A 14,021-nucleotide genomic window follows, 5' to 3' on the forward strand; every position below is an offset into this window, starting at 1 on the left:
AAAGTCAAGCCGCATACTTGGCTTCAATGATCAATTCGCATCGACAAGGTATGACCACGACTATCACTTCGGTGGAAGCCATCCTGGTGGACCTGCCCACCATCCGGGCACACCAGCTGGCCATGGCCACCATGCAGCAGCAGACGCTGGTGATCGTGCGGCTGCGCTGCAGCGACGGCGTGGAGGGCATCGGCGAGGCCACCACCATCGGCGGCCTGTCCTATGGCGACGAAAGTCCGGAAGGCATCAAGCTGACCATCGACACCTACCTGGCCCCCGCGCTGGCTGGCCAGGATGCCACCAACGTGCATGGCGCGATGGCGCGCCTGGGCAAGGTCGCGCGCGGCAACCGCTTCGCCAAGTCAGCGCTGGAGACCGCGTTGCTGGATGCGCAGGGCAAGCGCCTGGGCGTGCCGCTGGCCACGCTGCTGGGGGGCGCGGTGCGCTCGACCCTGCCGGTGCTGTGGACGCTTGCCAGCGGCGACACCGCCCGCGACATCGCGGAGGCCGAGCAACTGCTGGCCGAGCGCCGCCACCATACCTTCAAGCTGAAGATCGGCCGGCGCAGCGTGCGCGACGACGTGGCCCACGTGGCCGCGATCAAGCGCGCGCTGGGCGAGCGGGCGCGCGTCACCGTCGACGTCAACCAGGCCTGGAACGAGGCCGACGCCGCCACCGGCATCGCCATGCTGGAAGCCGCCGGCATCGACCTGATCGAGCAGCCCACTCCGCGTGAGCAGCGCATGGCGCTGGCCCGGCTGGCCGCGCGCTTCGTGGTGCCGATCATGGCCGATGAAGCGGTGTGCGGCCCGGAAGACGCGATGGAACTGGCGCGCATCGGCGGCGCCGACGTGTTCGCGCTGAAGATCGCCAAGGCCGGCGGCATCTTCGGCATGCTGCGCACCGCCGCGGTGGGCGACGCCGCCGGCATCGCGCTGTACGGCGGCACCATGCTGGAGGGCAGCGTCGGCACCATCGCCGCGGCGCATGGCTTCTGCACGCTGCCGCAGCTGGCCTGGGGCACCGAGCTGTTCGGACCGCTGCTGCTCAAGGACGATATCGTGCAGCAGCGCCCCGAGTACCGCGACTTCAGCCTGCACCTGCCTGAAGGCCCCGGCCTGGGGCTGGCGCTGGACGAAGACAAGCTGGCGCACTACCGGCGCGGCTGAACTGGCAGGCAACTTCCCCGCATGACGCGCTATATGCGCGGGGCGCATCAAGCAGTGAGGAGACTATGAAAACGTTATTCCAGCGGCTGGCAAGCACCAGCCGCGCAGGGGCGCTGGCACTGGCTGCCGGCCTGTCGTTCGCAGCGCCGGCCGCGCACGCGGCCTATCCCGACCATCCGATCCGCTGGATCGTGCCGTTCCCCGCGGGCGGTGCCATGGACAATATCGCGCGCACGCTGGGCGAAGACATGTCGCGCACGCTGGGCCAGGCCATCGTGGTCGAGAACCGGCCGGGCGCCGGCGGCAATATCGGCGCCGAACTGGTGGCGCGCGCGCCCGCCGACGGCTACACGATGATCATCGTTGCCAACGGCATGGCCGTGAACCCGGCGCTGTACGGCCGGCTGAGCTACGACCCGGTCAAGGACTTCGCGCCGGTGTCGCTGCTGGCGGTGGTGCCCAACGTGCTGGTGGCCAGCAAGGCGCGGCGCCAGGAAAGCACCGTCAAGGACGTGGTGGCGCACGCCAAGGCGGCGCCGGGCAAGTACACCTATGCCTCCGCGGGCAATGGCACCTCGATCCACCTGGCAGGCGAGCTGTTCACCTCGATGGCCGGCGTCGACATGCTGCATATCCCCTACAAGGGCAGCGGCCCGGCCATGACGGACCTGCTGGGCGGCCAGGTCGACTACATGTTCGACAGCATCACCTCGGCCAGGCCGCATATCGAATCGGGCAAGCTGACGGCGATCGCGGTCACCACCAGCAAGCGCTCCAGCGCGCTGCCCAACGTGCCGACGGTGGCGGAGGCCGGCCTGCCGGGCTATGAGCTGTCGCCGTGGTTCGCCGCCTTCGTGCCGGCGAAGACGCCGCAGCCGGTCATCGACGCGCTCAACCGCGCCATGCTCGAGGCGCTGCGCAAGCCTGCGGTGCAGAAGCGGCTGGCGCTGATCGGCGCCGAGCCGATCGGCAGTTCGCCGGCGGTGCTGCGCGAGCACCTGGCGAAGGAAACCGACAAGTGGGGTGTGCTGATCCGCCAGCGGGGTATCCGGGCGGATTGAGCGGCCCGGACCAACGCGGTTCATAGGGAGACGCCCCCGGAAATGCTCCGGGGGAATGTCATTACCCTGCCCCCGTCTCCCTGGCACATAATGTGCGTAAGATGCCAGCCGAAAGGCACACTCGAGCGGATCACCCGCCGGCACTGAGGGGAGACAATGAGCAGTTCAACCGACAAGTTCTCGGCCACCATGCGCGATGGCCTGGCCGATCTCGCCCGCCGCCTGCGCTTCGCCATGGAGGAGGGTGCGATCTGGCTGGACGAGCAGCGCATGATCCTGATCCATACCGCCGCCCTGGGCGCGCTGCGCAAGGAACTGGTGGACACCCTGGGCATGGAGCGCGCGCGCGGCCTGTTCATGCGCATGGGCTTCCATTCGGGCATGCGCGATGCGGAGGTCGCGCGCAAGCTGCGCGCCGGCCACAGCGACTTCGGCCAGCTGGAGATCGGGCCCTGCCTGCATACCATCGAGGGGGTGGTGCGGGTCACGCCGGTCAAGGTCGACATCGACATCGCCGCCGGCATCTACGATGGCGAATTCCTGTGGGAAGACTCCTTCGAGGGCGACGTCCACCGCCAGCTGTTCGGCATCGTCGACGAGCCTGCCTGCTGGATGCAGATCGGCTACGCCACCGGCTACACCTCGGCGCTGATGGGGCGCACCATCCTGTACCGCGAGGTCGAGTGCATCGCCTGCGGCCATCCGCACTGCCGCATCATCGGCAAGCCGGTGGAAGCCTGGGAAGACGGCGCGCAGGCGCTGGCGCTGTACCAGCCCGATCCCGTGATCGAAACCATCATCGCCTTGCAGAGCGAGGTAGAGCACCTGCGCGCGCTGCAGGGCACCCCGGCCACGCCGGCCGACCTGGTCGGCACCTCGCCCGGCTTCCGTGCCGCCTGGGGCCTGCTGCAGCGGGCCGCGGCCAGCAACGTGACGGTGCTGCTGCTGGGCGAGACCGGCGTGGGCAAGGAGCGGTTCGCGCAGGCGCTGCACAGCGTGAGCGGGCGCGCCGATAAGCCCTTCATTGCCGTGAACTGCGCGGCGATTCCCGATGAGCTGATCGAGTCCGAGCTGTTCGGCGTGGAAAAGGGCGCCTTCACCGGCGCCAGCCAGTCGCGCCCCGGGCGCTTCGAGCGTGCGCATGGCGGCACGCTGTTCCTGGACGAACTGGGCGAGCTGTCGGCCTCTGCCCAGTCCAAGCTGCTGCGCGTGCTGCAGGAAGGCGAGGTCGAGCGCGTGGGCGGCACCGGCACGCGCAAGGTGGATGTGCGGCTGGTGGCCGCCACCAATGTCGACCTGGCCGAAGCCGTGAAGCAGGGCACCTTCCGCAAGGACCTGTACTACCGCCTCAACGTCTACCCGGTCACGATCCCGCCGCTGCGCGAGCGCCTGGACGACATCCGGCCGCTGGCCGAGCGCTTCGTGGCCCGCTACGGCGCGCGCCACGGCAAGCGCATCGTCGGCATCACCGACCGCGCGCTGGCCGAGCTGCGCCACTATGACTGGCCCGGCAATGTGCGCGAACTGGAGAACGTGATCGAGCGCGGCGTGATCCTGGCCAGCCAGGGCGGCCAGATCACCGCCGACCACCTGTTCCTGCCGGGCACCGTGGCACCGGTGGTGGATACCGCGCCGCGGCTGGGCGCGGGCGGCACCTTGCCAGACCTGCGCGAAGCCGCGGTCCATGCGCTGCTGGACCAGATGTCAGAGCAGCAACTGGCGCTGGGCGACGTCGAGACCGTGCTGATGGAGGCGGCCATGCAGCGCGCCGACGGCAACATGAGCCAGGCGGCGCGGTTGCTCGGCATTACGCGGCCGCAGCTGGCGTATCGGTGGAAGATGCGCGGTACGCGTGCCGGTAACGGGCACGGCAACGGTAACTGACGCCGTTTCCTCGCCTCAAGTGCCGAGGGTTTGCTCCCTCTCCCGCTTGCGGGAGAGGGAGCGCGCCGGTGGTCATCAACATCGATCGCGTCTTCCACGCGCCTCGAATTCCAGCTTCTTCCCCACTTGATCATTTGATGCAGCCCCTCCGGGCCGCGCATCGGCCCGAAGTTGCCCGATGCTGCACCGCGCCAGCGATTTTTCCCTGCCAGATCAAGTCTTCTCACCCAGGTTGCCCACGCACGCTGCTGCGCCGCAGGGCAATCCCATCCGCATCTGCTCGCTGCCCGCAAACGCCCGCCCGGCGCGGCTTTTGATCATTTGATTAAGACCTGTGCGCAGCTTCATCAATTCATCGATGCGTTTCGCGCGGACCTTTCCGGGTTAACGCGCACGCTCGCCATCGCCAATTCCCCGTAACCCTTGTCCCACAACGCTTCGCGCTTGCTGGCACGGTCTTCGCAGTAAGGCCTGCGTCCAGCCAACGCAACGGAGCGCGCCATGAACACCCCGTCGGTTCCCCTGTTCGAAGCCACGCCGCGCTATGTGCGGGTCGAGGGCCGCACCCCCGAAGGGTTTGTGCAGTTCGCCTTCAGCGTGGCCGACCCGGAGCTCAACGTCGAACTGATCATGCCGGAACCGATGTTCGAAGCCTTCTGCTGCGTCAACCGCGTGCGCTTCCTGCCCCCGCTGGAAACCGCGCCGCAGCCGCAAGCCGACGACTGACGCCGCAGCCACCGCATCACAAAGAGAGAAGGGATACAGGAGACCAAGCGATGCAAGTCGATATCAAGACCCAGCAGATCCAGCCGCTGCGCCAGACCTACGGCCATGTCGCGCGCCGCTTCGGCGACAAGCCGGCGTCGCGCTACCAGGAGGCGACCTACGACGTGCAGTCTGAGGTGAACTTCCACTACCGCCCCACCTGGGACCCAGGCTTCGAGCTGTATGACAAGCGCCGCACGGCGATCGTGATGCAGGACTGGTACGCGCTGAAGGACCCGCGCCAGTTCTACTACGGCGCCTACGTGACCGCGCGTGGGCGCCAGCAGGATGCAACCGAGAAGAGCTTTGCCTTCGTCGAGAAGCGCGGGCTGCTGCAGGCGCTGCCGGCCGAATGGCAGGAACGCCTGGCCGTTGGCTTGCTGCCGCTGCGCCATGTGGAGTGGGGCGCCAACATGAACAACTTCTACTGCGCCGACTATGGCTGGGGCACGGCCATCACGCAGGCCTGCACCTATTGCGCGATGGACCGCCTGGGTATCGCCCAATACCTGTCGCGCATCGGCATGCTGCTGGACGGCAATACCGGCGTGGCGCTGGAGCGGGCCAGGGTGGCCTGGCTGGAGAGCGCCGCGTGGCAGCCGCTGCGCCGCTTTGTCGAGCACACCTTTGTCACCGGGGACTGGTTCGAGACCTTCGTCGCACAGAACCTGGTGCTCGACGGACTGCTCTACCCGCTGGTCTACCAGCATGCCGACGCGGTGATCGCGCGCGCCTGCGGCACCGGGCTGGCGGTGCTGACCGAATTCATGAACGACTGGCGCGACGAGCACGCACGCTGGGTCGATGCCGTGATCCAGGCCGCAGCGGCCGAGTCCGACGCCAACCGCGCGCTGCTGTCGGGCTGGGCGCGCGCCGCCTGCGCCGAGGTGGCGCAGGCGCTGGTGCCGGTGGCCGATGCGCTCACCGGCGAAGACGGCGCGCAGATGGTGGCGCTGTGCCGCGAGCAGTTCGAAGTCCGCCTGGGCAGGCTCGGCCTGGCTGCCTGATCCGCCCACGACGTACCCCACGGAGACACGCCATGTCAGCCACCGCTGCCAACGTCTATATCGCCCTGCAGAACAACGACGACACCCGACCCATCATCGACGCCATCACCGAGGCCAACCCGCATGCGGTGGTGTCGCAGTTTCCCGCCATGGTCAAGATCGACGCCCCCGGCCACCTGACCATCGTGCGCGAACTGGTGGCCGGCAAGCTCGGCCGCGACTGGGACCTGCAGGAGATCCACCTGAACCTGATCTCGCTGTGCGGAAACATCGACGAAGACGAAGACGCCTTCACGCTGCGCTGGAACGCCTGACCGGGCAGCGGCACACAGAACATCACGGAGACATCATGGACGCACGCAAGAAGCTCAACCTGCGCGAGAAGTACGCCTCGATGACGCGGGACCTGGCCTGGGAAACGACCTACGAGCCGATGGACAAGGTCTTCCCGTTCGACAAGTACGAGGGCATCCGCATCCACGACTGGGACAAATGGGAAGACCCGTTCCGCATGACCATGGATGCCTACTGGAAATACCAGTCGGAGAAGGAGCGCAAGCTGTACGCGATCATCGACTCGTTCGTGCAGAACAACGGCCACCTGAACGTATCCGACCCGCGCTACCTGAACGCGCTGCGGCTGTTCCTGACCGGCGTGACGCCGCTGGAATACGCCGCCCACCGCGGCTACGCGCACCTGGGCCGGCATTTCCGCGGCGCCGGCGCGCGCGTGGCGGCGCAGATGCAGTCGGTCGACGAGCTGCGCCACGCCCAGACCCAGCTGCACACGCTGTCGGTCTACAACAAGTACTTCCACGGCTTTGGCGAATGGCGCCACATGCACGACCGGGTCTGGTACCTGTCGGTGCCCAAGTCCTACTTCGAGGACGCGATGAGCGCGGGGCCGTTCGAGTTCATCACCGCGATCTCGTTCTCGTTCGAGTATGTGCTGACCAACCTGCTGTTCATGCCGTTCATGTCCGGCGCCGCCTACAACGGCGACATGGCCACGGTGACCTTCGGCTTCTCCGCGCAGTCCGACGAGTCGCGCCACATGACGCTGGGCCTGGAAGTGGTCAAGTTCCTGTGCGAGCAGGACCCCGGCAATATCCCGATCCTGCAGAAGTGGCTGGACAAGTGGTTCTGGCGCGGCTTCCGACTGCTCACGCTGGTCGGCATGATGATGGACTACATGCTGCCCAAGCGCGTGATGTCGTGGGCCGAGGCCTGGGAGATGTACTTCGAGCAGGCGGGCGGGGCCCTGTTCAAGGACCTGGAGCGCTACGGCCTGCGCATGCCCAAGTACCACGAAGTGGCCACCAGGACCAAGGACCGCATCACGCACGAGGCCTGGGCCACCTTCTACAACTACGCGGGCGCCGCCGGCTTCCACACCTGGGTGCCCAAGGCCGACGAGATGGCATGGCTGGCCGAGAAGTACCCCCAGACCTTCGAGCACTACTACAAGCCGCGCCTGGACCACTGGCAGGAGCGCCAGCAGGCCGGCGAGCGCTTCTACAACACCACGCTGCCGATGCTGTGCCAGACCTGCCAGATCCCGATGGTGTTCTCGGAGCCGGACGACCCGACCCAGACCTGCTACCGCGAAAGCAGCTACCACGGCATGAAGTTCCATTTCTGCTCGGACGGCTGCAAGGACATCTTCGACGACGAGCCCGCCAAGTACGCGCAGGCCTGGCTGCCGGTGCACCAGATCTACCAGGGCAACTGCGGCGGCGCCACGCTGGAGGACGTGCTCAAGTGGTACCGGCTGAACCCGGGCGCTGACAACCTGGACTTCGAGGGCTCGCAGGACCAGCGCAACTGGAACGCGTGGAAGGGCATCGGGCCTGCCGCGGACGCCGCCTGAAGCGGCCCCCATCACAAGACAAGGAGACAACCATGCCCGTCGTATCCATCGGCGACTACGCCTTCGAGGCGGCCGACCGCGAGGCCGTGTTCCACGGCAACCGGCTGCTCTATATCGGCTGGGACGGCCACCTGCTGTTCTGCGCGCCGCATTGCTTCCCGTTCCCGCCGTCGATGCCGCTGCGCGACGTGGTCGACAAGGTGCTGCCCGGCGTCTACGGCTACCACCCCGACTTTGCCCGCATCGACTGGGGCCAGGTGCAGTGGCTGCGCGGCGGCCAGCCCTGGCAGCCCGACCTGGACCGCTCGCTGGAAGAGAACGGCCTGGGCCACAAGGACGTGATCCGCTTCCGCACGCCGGGGCTGGACGGCATCGGCGGCAGCCGCAGCTGAGGCGCATGGTCGAACGCACCACCGGAAGGAGACCAAGATGTATTCGCTGACCATTGAACCGATCGGGCAGACCATCCCCATCGCTCCCGGGCAGACCGTGCTGGACGCCTGCCTGCGCAACGGCGTGTGGCTGCCCCATGCCTGCTGCCACGGGCTGTGCGCCACCTGCAAGGTGCAGGTGGTGGACGGCGAGGTCGAGCAGGGCGAGGCCTCCAGCTTCGCGCTGATGGATTTCGAGCGCGACAACGGCCAGTGCCTGGCCTGCTGCGCGACCGCGCAGTCGGACCTGGTGATCGAGGCCGACATCGAGGAAGACGCCGATGCGCTGGGCCTGCCGCTGGCCGACTATCGCGCCGAAGTTGTCGAGACGCGCGCCCTGACGCCCACCATCCTGGGCATCTGGCTGCGTGTGAAGGATGGCGGACGCACGACCTTCCAGGCCGGTCAGTACGTCAACCTGAACGTGCCGGGCTGCGACCAGCCGCGTGCGTTCTCGCTGGCCAACGCGCCGGGCGACGAGCTGGTCGAGCTGCACGTGCGGCGCGTGCCGGACGGGCAGGCCACCGGCTACCTGCACGACCAGCTGGCGGTCGGCGACGAATTGTCGTTCTCAGCGCCCTATGGCCGCTTCTTCGTGCGCAAGTCGGCGCAGGTGCCGATGCTGTTCCTCGCGGGCGGCTCCGGCCTGTCCAGCCCGCGCGCGATGATCCTGGACCTGCTGGCCGCCGGCGAGACCCTGCCGATGACGCTGGTGCAGGGCGCGCGCAACCGCGGCGAGCTGTACTACGACGCCGAGTTCCAGGCACTGGCGCAGGCCCACCCCAACTTCCGCTACGTGCCCGCGCTGTCGGACGAACCCGCCGACAGCGGCTGGAGCGGCGCGCGCGGCTACGTGCATGACGTGCTGCAACAGCTCTACGCGCAGGACGGCAATGCCGACTTCCGCGGCCACAAGGCCTACCTGTGCGGGCCGCCGCCGATGATCGAGGCCTGCATCCGCACGCTGATGCAGGGCCGGCTGTTCGAGGCGGATATCCACACCGAGAAGTTCCTGTCCGCGGCCGATGCGCAGAACAGCGCGCGCAGTCCGCTGTTCAAGATCTGAGGAGGCCGGCCATGCATACCGTCGAGATCGCCGGCAGCGGGCTGCGCTACCCCTGCGCGGCGGAGCAGAACCTGCTGCGGGCCATGGAAGTGCTGGGCCAGCGCGGCATCCCCGCCGGCTGCCGCGGCGGCGGCTGCGGCGTGTGCAAGGTCCGCATCGAAGCCGGCGACTTTCACGCCGGAAAGATGAGCCGCGCCTGCCTGTCCGAAGCGGAGCAGCGCGACGGACTGGTGCTGGCCTGCAAGACCTACCCGGACAGCGATATCCGCCTGCGGCCGGTGGCCCTGCTGCAGCGCTGCCTGGAAAAGCAGCGGTGGCGCGAACAGGGCCGGTAGCACGCAAACGAAGCACAAGCAAGGAAGGTGGCACCCACACAACGCCACCCCACCACACCAGGAGACCCATCATGGCATTGACAGGCGTATTGCGACCGGGGCATGTAGCCCTGCGCGTGCTGGAGCTGGAACCGGCGCTGAAACACTACACCGAGGTACTCGGCTTGATCGAAACCGCGCGCGATGCGCAGGGCCGGGTGTTCCTGAAGGCATGGGACGAGCACGACCACCACAGCGTGGTGCTGCGCGAGGCCGACAGTCCGGGCATGGACTACATGGGTTTTCGCGTCGACAGCGGCCACACGCTGGAGCGGCTGGCGCAGGAGGTGGAGCAATCCGGCCTGGCCAGCGATTGCAAGTGGATCGCCGCGGGCGAGCACCCGCATACCGGCGTGCGCTTTCGCTTCACCATCCCGACAGGGCATGCGATCGAACTCTTTGCCGACAAGGACAAGCTTGGCTGCAAGACCGGCGACCTCAATCCCGACCCCTGGCCGGACGACCTGCGCGGCATGGCGCCCAGCCGCTTCGACCACTGCCTGCTGTATGGCGACGATGTCGACGGCACCGTCAGGTTGTTCCGCGACGTGCTGGGCTTTTCTCTGGCCGAGCAGGTCGTGGCCGGGGCCGACGGCGAGATGCTGATCGGTGCCTTCCTGACCTGCTCGAACAAGGCGCACGACATTGCCTTTATCCGCCACCCGGAGAAGAACCGCTTCCACCATGCCTCGTTCCTGCTTGATAACTGGAGCGAAGTGCTGAAGGCGGCCGACATCATCTCCAAGAAGGACGTGTCGCTCGACATCGGCCCGACCCGTCACGGCATTACGCGTGGCGCGACGATCTACTTCTTCGATCCCTCGGGCAACCGCAACGAGGTCTTCTCCGGCGGCTATATCCACTACCCGGACAAGCCCACCATCACCTGGACCGACAACGAGCTGGGGCGCGCGATCTTCTACCACGACAGGAAGCTGAACGAAGCGTTCTTGAATGTGCTGACCTGAGCGCGAACGCTCGCCTCCCGCTCGTTTGCTCCCCTCTCCCGCTTGCGGGAGAGGGAGCACCCAATCGATGAGCGGAGGATTGCCGTGCACGAATGCTTCAATACCAGAGAAACAACATGAAAGACTTCAAGAACTTCATCAACGGCGAGTGGGTCGGCACCGCGCGGACCTTCGAGAACCGCAATCCGGCCGACAACAGCCTGATCGGCCACGTGCACGAGGCCGGACAGGCCGAGGTCGACGCCGCGGTGCGGGCCGCGCGCAGCGCGCTGCAGGGACCGTGGGGCCGCATGACGGTGGCGCAGCGGGTCGAGCTGCTGCACGCGGTGGCCGACGGCATCAACCGCCGCTTCGACGAATTCGTGCAGGCCGAGATTGCCGATACCGGCAAGCCCTTCGGGCTGGCCAGTCATATCGACATCCCGCGCGGCGCGGCCAACTTCAAGGTCTTTGCCGACCTGATCCGCAACGTGCCGACCGAAAGCTTTGCCATGGACACGCCCGACGGCGGCAAGGCCATCAACTACGCGGTGCGCAGCCCGCGCGGCGTGATCGGCGTGGTGTGCCCGTGGAACCTGCCGCTGCTGCTGATGACATGGAAGGTCGGGCCGGCGCTGGCCTGCGGCAACACCGTGGTGGTCAAGCCCTCGGAGGAGACCCCCGCCACCGCGACGCTGCTGGGCGAGGTGATGAACGAGGCCGGCGTGCCGCCCGGCGTCTACAACGTGGTGCACGGCTTTGGCCCGGATTCGGCCGGCGCGTTCCTGACCGCGCACCCGCAGGTCAACGGCATCACCTTCACCGGCGAGACCCGCACCGGCGAGGCCATCATGAAGGCAGCGGCCAACGGCGTGCGGCCGGTGTCGTTCGAGCTGGGCGGCAAGAACGCGGGCATCGTGTTCGCCGATGCGGATTTCGACAAGGCCGTGGCCGGCATCACGCGCTCGGCGTTCGAGAACAGCGGCCAGGTGTGCCTGGGCACCGAGCGCGTCTACGTGCAGCGGCCGATCTTCGAGCGCTTTGTCGCCGCGCTGAAGGCGAAGGCCGAGGGCCTGAAGCTGGGCCGGCCCACCGAGCCCGGCGTGAACATGGGCCCGCTGGTGTCGCACGAGCACCGCGACAAGGTGCTGTCCTACTACCGCAAGGCCGCCGGGGCCGGCGCCACCGTGGTCACCGGCGGCGGCGTGCCGCAGATGCCGGGGGCGCTGGCCGAAGGCGCCTGGGTGCAGCCCACCATCTGGACCGGCCTGCCGGAAAGCGCCGCCGTGATCCGCGAGGAGATCTTCGGGCCGTGCTGCCATATCGCCCCGTTCGACACCGAAGAGGAAGTCATCACGCTGGCCAACGACAGCCCGTACGGCCTGGCCGCCACGGTCTGGACCGGCGACCTCGGCACCGCGCACCGCATGGGCAGCGCGCTGGACGTTGGCATCTGCTGGATCAATGCCTGGTTCCTGCGCGACCTGCGCACCGCCTTTGGCGGGGCCAGGCAGTCCGGCATCGGCCGCGAGGGCGGTGTCCATTCGCTCGAGTTCTACACCGAGCTGCGCAACGTCTGCGTCCGCCTGTGAGGTCCCGTCATGCATAACGAACTTATCCTTGAGATCGGCGCCGGCCTGCACCATGCGCTGGCCTCCCGTCGCCCGGTGGCGCCGCTGACCGAATCATGGCCGGAGCTGAGCATCGACGATGCCTACCGCATCCAGCTGGCGATGGTGCAGCATCGGCTCGACGCCGGCGAGCGCGTGGTCGGCAAGAAGATCGGTGTGACCAGCCGCGTGGTGATGGACATGCTCGACGTGCGCCAGCCCGACTTTGGCCACCTGCTGTCCGGCATGGTCTACCCCGACGGCGCGGCGATTCCCGCCGACACCCTGATCGCGCCCAAGGCCGAAGGCGAGATTGCCTTCGTGCTGAAGGAAGACCTGGAGGGGCCGGGCGTGACCAATGCCGACGTGCTGCGCGCCACCGCCTATGTGCTGCCTTGCTTCGAGATCGTCGACTCGCGCATCCGCGACTGGAAGATCCGCATCCAGGACACCGTGGCTGACAACGCATCGTCAGGCGTGTTCGTGCTGGGCGATGCCGCGGTGGACCCGCGCAGCGTGGACCTGGGCACGGTCGGCATGACGCTGGAGAAAAACGGCGAGATCGTCGCTACCGGCGCCGGCGCGGCCGCGCTCGGGCATCCCGTCAATGCGGTGGCGTGGCTGGCCAATACGCTTGGCCGGCTGGGCATTGGCCTGAAGCGGGGCGAGGTGATCCTGTCTGGCTCTCTTGCCGCGATGGTGCCCGTAACCGCCGGCGACCAGCTGCGCATCAGCCTGGGCGGCATCGGCTCGGCCGGCGTGCGCTTCGCCTGAACCCGACCCATTTTTCAATTCAGCGCAGGACATGCCATGAACCTGACACACGACACCATTGCCCGGCTCGCCGAGCACCTGGAGAACGCCGAGCTGCAGCGCGAGGCGGTGCGCAAGATCACCGACGAATACCCGGACATGGACTGGGACGACGCCTACGCCATCCAGGACGCCATCCGCGCGCGCAAGGAGGCGCGCGGCACCCGCATCGCCGGGCTCAAGATGGGCCTGACTTCGTTCGCCAAGATGCGCCAGATGGGCGTGAGCGACCCGGTGTACGGCTTCCTCACCGACTATGGCGCCTGCATGGACGGCGCCGCCATCGATACCGGCACGCTGATCCATCCCAAGGTGGAAGCCGAGATCGCCTTCGTGCTGAAGGCGCCGCTCAAGGGGCCTGGCTGCCATATCGGCGACGTGCTGGCCGCGACGGACTTCGTGGTGCCGGCGGTGGAGGTGATCGACTCGCGCTACGAGAACTTCCGCTTCGACCTGAAGAGCGTGATTGCCGACAACACCTCGTCGGCGCGCTTCGTCGTGGGCGGCACGCACCGCGGCGCCGAGGGGCTGGACCTGAAGAACCTGGGCGTGGTGCTGGAGAAGAACGGCGAGGTGGTGGCCACCGCGGCCGGCGCGGCGGTGCTCGGGCATCCGGCCAACAGCGTCGCCATGCTGGCCAATATGCTTGGGGCGCGCGGGCGCGAGCTGCCGGCGGGCACCTTCATCATGACCGGCGGCGTGACCGAGGCCATCGCGGTGGCGGCCGGCGACAACATCACCGTTCGCTACCAGCACCTGGGCACGGTATCGATGCGCTTCACCTGAACCGCGTAGCAAGGAGACACACCATGCCAATCATGCAGGTCTTCCTGATCGAAGGCCGTACCGACGAACAGAAGGCGCGCCTGATCCGCGCGCTCACCGATGCCGCGGTCGAAGCGGTGGGCGCACCGGTGGAAACCGTGCGCGTGATGATCACCGAGGTGCCGAAGGCGCAGTTCGGCATCGGCGGCAAGACCGCCACGGAACTGGGCCGCTGACGCCCACGCGATAAGGACAACGA

The 14,021-nt window shown here is 67.6% G+C and carries 15 protein-coding genes; all 15 read left to right on the top strand.

What is annotated here, in order from left to right:
- Positions 1 to 50 precede the first annotated feature (50 nt).
- The 15 genes from AC3WQZ_RS22995 (at position 51) to thmT (ending at position 13,998) form a co-directional block, all read left to right on the top strand.
- Positions 51 to 1,169: a muconate/chloromuconate family cycloisomerase gene (locus AC3WQZ_RS22995; protein ID WP_010810424.1), complete on the top strand. Its 1,119-nt coding sequence runs from the start codon at positions 51 to 53 to the stop codon at positions 1,167 to 1,169.
- Positions 1,170 to 1,234: 65 nt separating this feature from the next.
- The gene (locus tag AC3WQZ_RS23000; protein ID WP_454749410.1) at positions 1,235 to 2,230 is read left to right on the top strand and encodes a tripartite tricarboxylate transporter substrate binding protein; all 996 of its coding nucleotides are present in this window, start codon (positions 1,235 to 1,237) and stop codon (positions 2,228 to 2,230) included.
- A 156-nt stretch (positions 2,231 to 2,386) separates the two neighbouring features.
- The gene (poxR, locus tag AC3WQZ_RS23005) at positions 2,387 to 4,114 is read left to right on the top strand and encodes a phenol degradation transcriptional regulator PoxR (protein WP_010810422.1); all 1,728 of its coding nucleotides are present in this window, start codon (positions 2,387 to 2,389) and stop codon (positions 4,112 to 4,114) included.
- Positions 4,115 to 4,615: 501 nt separating this feature from the next.
- Complete coding sequence (locus AC3WQZ_RS23010) at positions 4,616 to 4,840, top strand: phenol hydroxylase subunit (protein ID WP_010810421.1); 225 nt, start codon at positions 4,616 to 4,618, stop codon at positions 4,838 to 4,840.
- Between the two features lie 50 nt (positions 4,841 to 4,890).
- Positions 4,891 to 5,886: an aromatic/alkene monooxygenase hydroxylase subunit beta gene (locus AC3WQZ_RS23015; RefSeq protein ID WP_010810420.1), complete on the top strand. Its 996-nt coding sequence runs from the start codon at positions 4,891 to 4,893 to the stop codon at positions 5,884 to 5,886.
- A 32-nt stretch (positions 5,887 to 5,918) separates the two neighbouring features.
- Positions 5,919 to 6,200, top strand: a complete 282-nt coding sequence (locus AC3WQZ_RS23020; protein WP_010810419.1) for an MmoB/DmpM family protein — start codon at positions 5,919 to 5,921, stop codon at positions 6,198 to 6,200.
- Between the two features lie 35 nt (positions 6,201 to 6,235).
- A complete protein-coding gene (locus AC3WQZ_RS23025; RefSeq protein WP_492301336.1) occupies positions 6,236 to 7,756 on the top strand; it encodes an aromatic/alkene/methane monooxygenase hydroxylase/oxygenase subunit alpha in 1,521 nt (506 codons plus the stop codon).
- A 32-nt stretch (positions 7,757 to 7,788) separates the two neighbouring features.
- Positions 7,789 to 8,148 carry a phenol hydroxylase subunit P4 gene (locus tag AC3WQZ_RS23030; protein ID WP_010810417.1) on the top strand — a complete coding sequence of 120 codons (360 nt, stop codon included), beginning with the start codon at positions 7,789 to 7,791 and terminating at the stop codon, positions 8,146 to 8,148.
- A 37-nt stretch (positions 8,149 to 8,185) separates the two neighbouring features.
- A complete protein-coding gene (locus AC3WQZ_RS23035; RefSeq protein ID WP_492301337.1) occupies positions 8,186 to 9,253 on the top strand; it encodes an NADH:ubiquinone reductase (Na(+)-transporting) subunit F in 1,068 nt (355 codons plus the stop codon).
- A gap of 11 nt (positions 9,254 to 9,264) precedes the next feature.
- Positions 9,265 to 9,588, top strand: a complete 324-nt coding sequence (locus AC3WQZ_RS23040; RefSeq protein ID WP_010810415.1) for a 2Fe-2S iron-sulfur cluster binding domain-containing protein — start codon at positions 9,265 to 9,267, stop codon at positions 9,586 to 9,588.
- Positions 9,589 to 9,659: 71 nt separating this feature from the next.
- Complete coding sequence (locus AC3WQZ_RS23045; RefSeq protein WP_492301339.1) at positions 9,660 to 10,595, top strand: catechol 2,3-dioxygenase; 936 nt, start codon at positions 9,660 to 9,662, stop codon at positions 10,593 to 10,595.
- 116 nt (positions 10,596 to 10,711) lie between these two features.
- The gene (locus AC3WQZ_RS23050; protein WP_492294042.1) at positions 10,712 to 12,166 is read left to right on the top strand and encodes a 2-hydroxymuconic semialdehyde dehydrogenase; all 1,455 of its coding nucleotides are present in this window, start codon (positions 10,712 to 10,714) and stop codon (positions 12,164 to 12,166) included.
- A 9-nt stretch (positions 12,167 to 12,175) separates the two neighbouring features.
- Positions 12,176 to 12,958, top strand: coding sequence for a 2-oxopent-4-enoate hydratase (dmpE, locus tag AC3WQZ_RS23055; RefSeq protein WP_454749405.1), 783 nt, complete (start codon positions 12,176 to 12,178; stop codon positions 12,956 to 12,958).
- Between the two features lie 36 nt (positions 12,959 to 12,994).
- Positions 12,995 to 13,783 (top strand): 2-oxo-3-hexenedioate decarboxylase, encoded by a 789-nt coding sequence (dmpH, locus tag AC3WQZ_RS23060; protein WP_010810411.1) that lies wholly within the window; start codon positions 12,995 to 12,997, stop codon positions 13,781 to 13,783.
- On the top strand, positions 13,780 to 13,998 hold the full coding sequence (gene thmT, locus AC3WQZ_RS23065) for a 2-hydroxymuconate tautomerase (RefSeq protein ID WP_255266301.1): 219 nt from the start codon (positions 13,780 to 13,782) through the stop codon (positions 13,996 to 13,998). The genes dmpH and thmT overlap by 4 nt, the downstream gene beginning before the upstream one ends.
- Positions 13,999 to 14,021: the final 23 nt, after the last annotated feature.

Source organism: Cupriavidus sp. FW305-26 (genome assembly GCF_058787975.1).